Raw genomic sequence first — 9,432 nt, 5'->3', positions numbered from 1 at the left:
AGTTAATAATTCGCCAAAGCTATGGATTTAAGAATTTCGATCTGATGAAAGAGAAGCTATTGGCTTGCTTATTTAAATAATTTCCGTTTCACTCCAATCATTCAAATAAGCAATACTTATCACCATACAGGCGGGAGAGCCGTTGGCGATAGTATCTCTCTTGGGCGATGACTGCTGGTGTGACTAGCTGCTCTAATTGTGCTGCTATTGCCTCGTCTTCCATCATCGGACGTTGTTGTCGTTTTGCATGGTCACGATTTGTTTTCCGCTTTCTGGGCATGGGTCAAACTCGGTTCTAACTCTTCGCTAGTCCGAGTTTGACATTTTTTCTTTCTCTCCTTGACAAATCTTGGATTTTCTTAACTTGTCACCAATCGGGTCTCCCGACGTAAAAAGCGCAACAAGACAGATTGGCGATGAATGAGCTACAACTGAGTCTGTCAGCATGAATGCCCAGTTTGAGTTCTTTAATCCGATGTTCACTATCGCTGCCACGTTGGACATAAAACTGGTCGTAAAGTTGTTGTGGCGGCAAATCTAAATTAGTGAGTACAAATTGAGGATTAGCACCCTTTGGCAACCACTCAGCCTTCATCACCAAGCGACGTGGGGCATCCCAAGTCCCTGCTGCATAGTAAACATCATCAAACAATCGAGCTTTCTGTTGTGTTTGAACGAACTGTAACCGCGCCCGTTCGAGCAGATCGGCCATCTTGCGCTCAGTCACTGCATTACGTGTAAATCCAATCGCATAGCCAACGCCAGCACGTTCACACACCCGCAGGATCTCTGGCAATGAAAATCCTGCATCGGCACGGAGAATGATTTTCACACCTGGAAATGCACGTTTTAATCGCCAAAACAACCACCGCAAGATTCCGGCTACCCCCTTACCAGAATAAGTATTCCCCGCTCTTAACTGCAACACTAATGGATACCCACTTTTAGCTTCGTTGATTAAGACTGGAAAGTACATATGCTGTCCATAGTAGCCATGAAAACAACTCAGTTGTTGTTGCCCATGAGTTGGGTCTGCCCACCCATCGATATCAAGTACGATCTCTGCTGGTGGCTGTTGATATCCCGCAATGAATCCGTCCACCATCCGACTTCGCATTTTGGAAACTTCCGGTTTTTTGACCTGATTCTCCATTCTCGTGATGGTTGGTTGACTTGCTGGGAGTTCCTCCTTGGCAATTGGTAATCTTTCACACGCGATCTTGTAGATTGGATCGTGCCTTAAGACATTACTGTCGTTGGCATCTTCATATCCCCCAACCAGTTGATACACTCTTTGACTTACCAATTGATGTAGGCTATGGGTGACTTTATTCGTGTCTCGCCATTCTTCAATGCACTCTGCTAATCCTCGACAAATTTGTTCTTGTTCTTCGGCTTGACGTGCTAATAATATTCCCGCATAAGATTTTAGCGAGAAGTTTATCTCTTTGGCTCATAGTGTTGGTTAAATATATTCAAAACCCCTGTAGGTATTAGCTACAGGGGTTAGATTATAGGATGGAGTAATTTCTACTCAACACCCTCAATCCGATCTTCAACCTCCTGATAGAGGTCGCGAAGTTTATCGAGGTTCTCATCGCTAGTCTCCCAATAACCACGCCCATTGACTTCCAACAGCGTCGAAACAATCTTGCGGAATGAATTCGGATTGAGATCCATCAACCGTTTGCACATGTCCGCATCCTTGATAAATGTGTCATTGGTTTCTTCATACACCCAGTTATCGACCGCACCAGCCGTCGCACTCCAACCGCTGGTATTTACCAATCGTTTCGAGAGTTCGCGTACACCTTCATAACCATGAGAGAGCATCCCCTCATACCATTTGGGGTTGAGCAACTTGGTACGCGCGTCTAAGCGGACAGTCTCGGAAAGGCTGCGAACTTGAGCGTTGGCGGTGGTGGTATCGGCGATGAAGGATGAGGGCATTTTGCCATCATCTCGCAGCTTGGCGACGATTTTGGTGGGGTCTGAGTCATAGTAGTGAGATACATCAGTCAGACTGATTTCCGAGGAATCGAGGTTTTGGAAGGTGACTTCGGCAGTTTTGAGAGTGGTTTCAAAGATCTCGCGAGCGTTGTCCATCACACCAGGATTGTCGGAATTGAAGGCGAAGGATTTACGGTTGAGGTACATTTCTTGCAATTCGCCTTCGTTGTCCCAGGTGCCGTTTTCGACGGCGAGGTTGACGTTGGAGGAGTAGGAGCCGGAGGCGTTGGAGAAGACGCGGGTGGCGGCTTGACGGAGGTTGATCCCCATCTCTTCGGCTTGGGCTAATGCGTGTTTGCGGATGAAGTTCATTTCGAGAGGTTCATCGGCTTCGGCGGCCATTTTCACAGCTTGGTCGAGCAGGTTCATCTGGTAGATGAACAGGTCGCGGAAGACACCGGAACAATTGATCACGACGTCGATGCGGGGACGACCGAGTTCTTCGAGGGGGATCATGTGGAGTTTGTTGATCCGACCGAGGGCATCGGGGACGGGTTTGACACCGACCATCCACATGATTTGGGCGAGGGACTCGCCGTAGGTTTTGATGTTATCCGTACCCCAGAGGACGCAGGCGATCGTTTCGGGATATTGACCGTTATTTTCGCGCATTTGTCGATCGAGTAACCGATCGACTACCACTTTTGCTGACTTAACTGCGGCTTCGGTTGGAATCGACTGCGGATCGAGAGCGTGCATGTTCTTCCCTGTGGGCAAGACATCGGGGTTGCGAATCGGGTCGCCACCTGGCCCTGGGAGGATGTATTCACCACCTAAACCTTGGAGGAGGGCTGCTAGTTCGTTGTCTGCACAGACCTGTTTGAGACAAAATTCGAGGTACTCAAATAAGGGTTTGATTTCTTCGAGGTTGACTTGTTTGTAGCCAGATGCGTATAGAGATTCAACCCACGCTTCTTTTGGCCCCATGTTGAATAAGTTCAACCGAGCGACAAGGGAAATTCGACCTTCATCGTTAACTTGGGGTGTCACCATGGCAGTAACGGCGGCACGGACGGCCATCGTGATGTCTTGCAACAGTTGGACATCTTCGAGGATGCCGCGATCGTTATTTTGGTAAACCTCTTCAAGATTGCGTCCGATACTTTCGCCGATAATCCGAGGTAAACCTTTTAATCCTTCTTCTTCACGATCGAGTGAGGCGATATTTACGAGTGTCGCGATCGCTTCTTCGGCTGTCGGTGGTTTGCCGACTACGTGCAATCCGCAGGGCAGTAGGCGCGATTCGATTTCCATCAGGCGGCTGTAGACTGCACCGACGATATTATCGCGGACTTCGATTTCCATCGTGCCCGCATCGATGTCGGGTAACTCGACATCTTTATCGAGATTGCAAATCCGCGCTTTGTCCATAATTGTATTGACAATTTGGACGCCGCGACCGCTATCGCGCAGCGATTGGTAAGAACCGACGAGTTCGCCGAGTTCTTGCAAGCCTCGGTAGAGTCCAGCATTTTCCGCAGGCGGCGTCAGGTAGGAAATCGTTTCAGCATAAGAACGACGTTTGGCGATCGTTGCTTCGCTGGGATTGTTGGCCGCGTAGTAGTAGAGATTCGGAATATTTCCGATCAAACTATCGGGGAAACACTCATTGGACATCCCCATCTGCTTCCCAGGCATAAATTCTAGCGAACCGTGGGTACCAAAGTGGAGGACGGCATCCGCTTCCCAGACTTTTTCCAGGTACGTATAGTAAGCCGCAAATCCGTGGTGGGGACTGGCCGAACGGGAGAATAACAACCGCATTGGATCGCCTTCATAACCGAAGGTTGGCTGCACGCCGATAAAGACATTCCCGAAGTGTTTGCCGTAAATCACCAGATTCTGGCCGTCACTATTGAGGTTCCCTGGTGGTGGACCCCAGCTTTCGTGGAGTTTTTCCGAATAGGGAGTCAGTTCCTCATATTCAGGTACCGACATCCGGTAAGCCACGTTGAGTTCGGGGCTATTGTATTGCGCCTGCGCATCGTGGATCACGGCTTCGAGCAGTTCTTTGGGCGATGCTGGTAAATCCTGGACATCATAACCATCTTTTTTCATGCCCTGCATGACTTCAAAGATCGAACCAAATACGTCCAAATAGGCAGCGGTACCGACGTTCCCTTTATCTGGCGGAAAACTAAAGACGGTAATCGCGACTTTCTTCTCTATTTTGGCTTTGCGACGCAGATTTGCCCACTTCATCGCCCGTCCGGCGATCGCTTCAATCCGGTCTTGGAGAGCGATCGCGCGGCCAGTAGTCCCATCACGACCTGATAAAATAATCGGCTCGATCGCGCCGTCCAACTCAGGAATCGCAATTTGTAAAGCTACTTGAATCGGGTGTAAACCTAAGTCACTTTCTTCCCACTCTTCAGTGGTTTGGAACACCAACGGTAACGCCACCATGTAGGGACGATTCAACCGCTTGAGCATGTCGATCGCTTTGGGATGATCCTGCCGCGCGGGGCCACCCACGAGGGCAAATCCGGTCAGGGAGATGACTGCATCGACGATCGCTTCAGTTTTGGCGATCGGGTCGAAGAAATAGGCTTCTAAAGGCTTAGAGAAGTCCAATCCACCTGCAAATACGGGGATGACTTTGGCACCCATTGCTTCTAATTCTTGTACCATCGCGACATAATGTGCGGCATCGCCCGTGACGATGTGAGTGCGTTGTAATACCAGCCCGATACAGGGCGCATTCGGATCTTGGCGATCGAGCGCGATATCGCGACGGCTATCGAACCAATTGAGATATTCTTTGACATCCTCAAACATCTGCGGTGCCAAGGGGTGCCAGATCCCCATATCGGGGAAAGTGACGGGATCTTGATATTTAATTTCACCGACAGAAGTTGCCGAGTTGAGCGTATTATCTTCTTTTAAGACATACCGATCGGCCAGCATCAACAAGAAATTTTCTAGATTCTCTGGCGTACCACCGAGCCAATACTGGAAGCTCAACATAAAGTTGCGCGCATCCTGAGCTTTTTCGATCGGTAGATATTTGAGAATATTCGGCAGCGTATTCAATAATTTGAGCATTCCGTCTTGGAAGCTACCCGCGCCAGCTTTGGCTTTGCGCTTCTTCATGAATTCGCCGATCGCACTTTTGGATTGACCCAAAGTAGCCAGCGAGAAACTCCCCATCTTGTTCAACCGCATCACTGCGGGCATCGATGGGAAGATCACCGCCACATCCAAGCTATCCCGATAAGGTTCGACTGCGGCTACGAGTTTGTCAGCCAAATCTTCAATAAAAATCAGTGAAGCGATGAAGATATTGGCGCGAGAGACATCCTCTTGCAGTGCGGCGTAGTTGGTAGGATCGCGAAGTTCTTCCAGGAGATAGCCACTAATTTCGATCGCGACTTTGGGGTTGTGGTCGTTAATGGCATTCACAGCCGCAGAGATGGCACTCTGATACTGTGGCTCTAGGACGACATAGACCACCTTTAATAACTGTCTGCCCTGGATGTCATCGGGGGCGATATGTCTAATGGTGGACTTGACGTTGGTGAACATGCGGTATCGCTCCTAGGAGATAATGTGGGATGAATTTGGGGAAAATGGCTTGAAAAGTATGATATTCGAGAGGTCGAGCAGACATGAAAGCGATTTGTAGCGTCAGTCAATCGATGTGCCCACTCACTTCTCACTTTCAGTAGTTCTAACAGAAAATCCACCAAGGGTGGGACTTTCGAGATTTATTTGAAACAATTTGCAACTAAAAACTTAACATTTGTTTGCGATCGAGGATAATTTCTTTAGCTTTTCCTCAACTTATCGGTACAATTCTTGATATTTGGGATCGATCGACTGCGATTAGCTTGTCCAGATGTGGCACAAACGACTGAAGTCAAGTGCTAAATGAATGCTAGTAATTTAGAATGGTCAGTAGCCAGATTTCCAAATCTTCAGAAAAATTATTTGTGCCTACTCAACTGTTAGCAATTGTCAAAGATGGTAAAATTCAAACCCTAGACTCGATCGATCTACCAGAAGGTACCGAGTTGATAGTAACGATTATGCGTGTAGCCACAACTTTAACTGATCGTGACTTAGCATCTTCAGAGTGGTCAAATTTGAGTCTACATGGTTTAAATAGAGCTTATACAGATGATGAACCAGAATATGAAATATCTCAATTAAAAGAGTTAAATTCTAGTTATGAGAGAATGTAGTATTATTCTGACGGCGATCGTCCAAGCAGATGGAAAGCGAAAAATCGTCCAGCTTTAGTACTGCGGGAGATGCCTAAGTATGGAGACTTATTAATTTGTGGAATTAGTACTCAGCTCCGGCAATATCGACCCAACTTTGATGAAATAATCAAAGTTGAAGACTCGGACTTTGTCGCTAGTGGACTAGTTCGAGAATCTTTGATTAGATTGTCCTTTCTCGCAGTAATTCAGCAGGTAGAAGTAATAGGTTCGATCGGTTCGATTAGCAACGATCGTCATGGTAGATTGTTATCTAATCTATCGGGGTATTTAATTGGGTCGATCGAGAAGCAATAATCTAAATTTCTATTACTCTACCTAAATTCCTGGAGTTGTCTCGATCGCATCGCAGCAAAAAAAGTCAACAAAATAGCTACCGCCCTTCACAATATTTTCAAGACCCCAAGCCACCTATAGATAGCTTTCAGCGCGTGATGATGTCTATATCAAGATGAATAAGGTATCAAATAGGTACTACGTGCTACAGTACTTAATTTGACCAAGTGTAGCTTTTTTTTGCAAAGTTGTATTATCCGATTGTTTTAATTAAAACCCTACGATTATCCTTTGTAATTAGGTAAGCATTATTTTATGAATATCGTCCAAAAATCTCGCGCTGTTCAGCTCTCGATCGGTCTAATTGCTGCTTTTGGTGTGTTAGTTCCGATCTCTGCATCTGCGGCTACAATTGTCGGGATAAATTAGATCTCCTATAACGCGCATTGTTCAAAATTTTGATTTAGATATCATTTGACAGAATAATGGTGCTTTACGCGCCAAAATAACACACTCTCCGTAGATATTTTTTGAGCTAGTCCTCACCAAAATGTTCTCATAAGAACATTTTGATTTTTTCAATAGGTACAGCAGTCGCCATATCGGTTAGGGCGCAAACCCGACTTTTTCAAAAAGTCGGGTTTGTAATAGCACTAGTTTTATCGATCGATCCAATCACATCTAAAAATTCTATTGGATCGATCAAAATTGTAGCGCGGAGAATATCTACAAATAGATTAGAGAATTTAAGTTTACTCGATCGTCAACAAAATCGCAAAAATGCAATATCATTGGGAATGAGTAAAACTAGTGACACGATAAAAATTATTCGGAGATAGATCTTGATTCTGAATCAGCAGAAATGATTAAAGAATCATCTATCAATGCCCGAGTTTCGCTAATTATTTATGATGTTCACAAACAAGCTGGACTCACATATAGCAATCCTATTTGATTTGCTCATTTTATAGTACTTCCGCTCTAAGCTCGATTTGTTAACATATAACCGTTTGAGCGATCTCAATCATAGTAGTTTCATACTAAAATCTTAGTTTTTCATTTAGGGTTGCTATAGAAACAATTAGCAGATTTAATTGGTACTACTCAATCAGTCATTGCTTGTTTGGAAGATGCTGACTATGAAGGACATTCTTTGTCTGTGCTAGCGAGAATTGTCACAGCTTTAGATCGAAAATTAAAAATACAAATGTTGCCTAAATAAGTCGATCGCAAACTGAATTCAATTTTTGTAGGGATCAATTCGAGCGATCTCCACAATTCTACCGTTCTTGTCTGATGACTACCGATTTGCCCCTGCGAGTGAAAGAGCATTTATACTGAGCATAAACCCACACCAAAATAAAAAGCTATGGCGGCTGAATTTAAGCACATTATGTTGATGGTCAAAAGTATCCCCACATCGCTGAAATTCTACAGCGAAGGCTTGGGGCTGCCAGTGAAGATGTCTACGCCGGGCTGGGCGGAGTTAGATGCCAATGGTACGACGATCGCGCTACATGCTGCCGAATCAAACGCTGAGACTGGTTCCTCGCCGATTTTGAGCTTTCACGTCGATGATATTCAAAGTGCGATTTCAACTCTCGAACAACTAGGTGCCAGCCTCGAAGGTCGCGTGCGCGAACCTTCTTTTGGTAAAGTCGCGGCGATTCGTACTCCTGATGGTCATTTGGTCAGTTTGTTACAACCTGCGGCGAAAGCTGCCGTCTAGCGAGTACTGGTGCGATCGCCGCTCAATCTGTAAATATGATGATTGAGAGCATCGCACCAATTATGAGATTTTATGAGCGACACCATTTTTAGTAAAATCATCCGTAGGGAGATTCCCGCTGACATTGTATATGAGGACGATCTGGCTCTCGCCTTCCGGGATGCCCATCCTCAGGCACCAGTGCATATTCTCATTATCCCCAAACAAGTTATTGTCTCGATCGATGCAGCTACCGATGCAGATGCCGCTCTACTCGGTCATCTATTGTTAACAGTGAAGAGAGTAGCCACTCAGGAAGGATTAGAAAAGGGCTATCGCGTGGTCATCAATACAGGCGAAGATGGCGGTCAGACTGTGTTTCACCTCCATTTGCACTTACTGGGCAAGCGATCGATGACTTGGCCGCCAGGATAGATGAGTGAATGTAAAGTTTCTCATTTAGCGGTTGTCAGATCGAGCGGAATACCGCCCCGTACAAGGGTGAGTCCTCGATCCCCAGCCAGAATACCTCAAAACCTAGCTAGTTTCGATCGCTCCCAAATATTAAGAGATTGTTAAACCCCTTTACAAATAGAAATAAACCCTCTAATATTGAGTGCATAGGGGTTAAGCAATTAACACCGCACCTAGAAAATTCATAGCAATCATAAACAAATGACTACTACCTTACAACGTCGCGAAAGCGCAAATGTATGGGAAAGATTTTGTAGCTGGATCGCATCCACTGAAAACCGGATTTATATCGGTTGGTTCGGTGTACTTATGGTTCCTACACTTCTTTCTGCAACAATCTGTTTCATCATCGCTTTCATCGCTGCTCCCCCAGTGGACATCGACGGCATCCGTGAGCCAGTTGCAGGTTCGTTAATGTTCGGCAACAACATCATCTCTGGTGCTGTTATCCCTTCATCCAATGCAATCGGTCTTCACTTCTACCCAATCTGGGAAGCTGCTTCCTTAGACGAGTGGTTGTACAACGGCGGTCCTTACCAACTAGTAGTATTCCACTTCCTCATCGGCATCTTCTGCTACATGGGTCGTGAGTGGGAACTTTCCTACCGTTTAGGTATGCGTCCTTGGATCTGTGTTGCTTACTCCGCTCCAGTAGCAGCAGCAACTGCAGTATTCTTGATCTACCCCATCGGCCAAGGTTCATTCTCTGACGGTATGCCCTTGGGTATCTCCGGAACGTTC

7 protein-coding genes and 1 pseudogene are annotated in these 9,432 nt (G+C 46.1%); 5 read left to right on the top strand and 3 right to left on the bottom strand.

Translation table 11 applies throughout. The annotated features are described in order from the left end of the window. Nucleotides 1-97: 97 nt before the first annotated feature. The 3 genes from RMO27_RS10355 to RMO27_RS10345 form a co-directional block, all read right to left on the bottom strand. Complete coding sequence (locus tag RMO27_RS10355) at nt 98-280, bottom strand: hypothetical protein (RefSeq protein ID WP_309732063.1); 183 nt, start codon at nt 278-280, stop codon at nt 98-100. A gap of 87 nt (nt 281-367) precedes the next feature. Next, on the bottom strand, nt 368-1,444 hold the full coding sequence (locus RMO27_RS10350) for an IS1380 family transposase (protein ID WP_309732065.1): 1,077 nt from the start codon (nt 1,442-1,444) through the stop codon (nt 368-370). Nucleotides 1,445-1,530: 86 nt separating this feature from the next. Further along, on the bottom strand, nt 1,531-5,535 hold the full coding sequence (locus tag RMO27_RS10345) for a magnesium chelatase subunit H (protein WP_309732061.1): 4,005 nt from the start codon (nt 5,533-5,535) through the stop codon (nt 1,531-1,533). A gap of 365 nt (nt 5,536-5,900) precedes the next feature. Here RMO27_RS10345 and RMO27_RS10340 point away from each other — a divergent pair, with 365 nt between their 5' ends. The 5 genes and pseudogenes from RMO27_RS10340 to RMO27_RS10320 form a co-directional block, all read left to right on the top strand. Continuing rightward, a complete protein-coding gene (locus RMO27_RS10340; protein ID WP_309732059.1) occupies nt 5,901-6,194 on the top strand; it encodes a glycosyl hydrolase family 31 in 294 nt (97 codons plus the stop codon). Between the two features lie 69 nt (nt 6,195-6,263). Continuing rightward, nucleotides 6,264-6,530: a transcriptional regulator gene (locus tag RMO27_RS10335; protein ID WP_309732057.1), complete on the top strand. Its 267-nt coding sequence runs from the start codon at nt 6,264-6,266 to the stop codon at nt 6,528-6,530. A gap of 1,348 nt (nt 6,531-7,878) precedes the next feature. Further along, entirely contained in the window at nt 7,879-8,238 is a 360-nt protein-coding gene (locus RMO27_RS10330; protein WP_309732055.1) for a VOC family protein, read from the top strand. Between the two features lie 72 nt (nt 8,239-8,310). After that, nucleotides 8,311-8,652, top strand: a complete 342-nt coding sequence (locus tag RMO27_RS10325; protein WP_309732053.1) for a histidine triad nucleotide-binding protein — start codon at nt 8,311-8,313, stop codon at nt 8,650-8,652. Between the two features lie 240 nt (nt 8,653-8,892). Next, nucleotides 8,893-9,432, top strand: a pseudogene (locus RMO27_RS10320) (photosystem II q(b) protein); the annotation flags it as partial.

It is taken from the genome of Chamaesiphon sp. OTE_75_metabat_556 (assembly GCF_031378165.1).
Classification (GTDB): Bacteria; Cyanobacteriota; Cyanobacteriia; order Cyanobacteriales; family Chamaesiphonaceae; genus Chamaesiphon.
The sequence above is the reverse complement of the archived record's forward strand: the minus strand, read 5'-3'. Positions and strand labels throughout refer to the sequence as shown.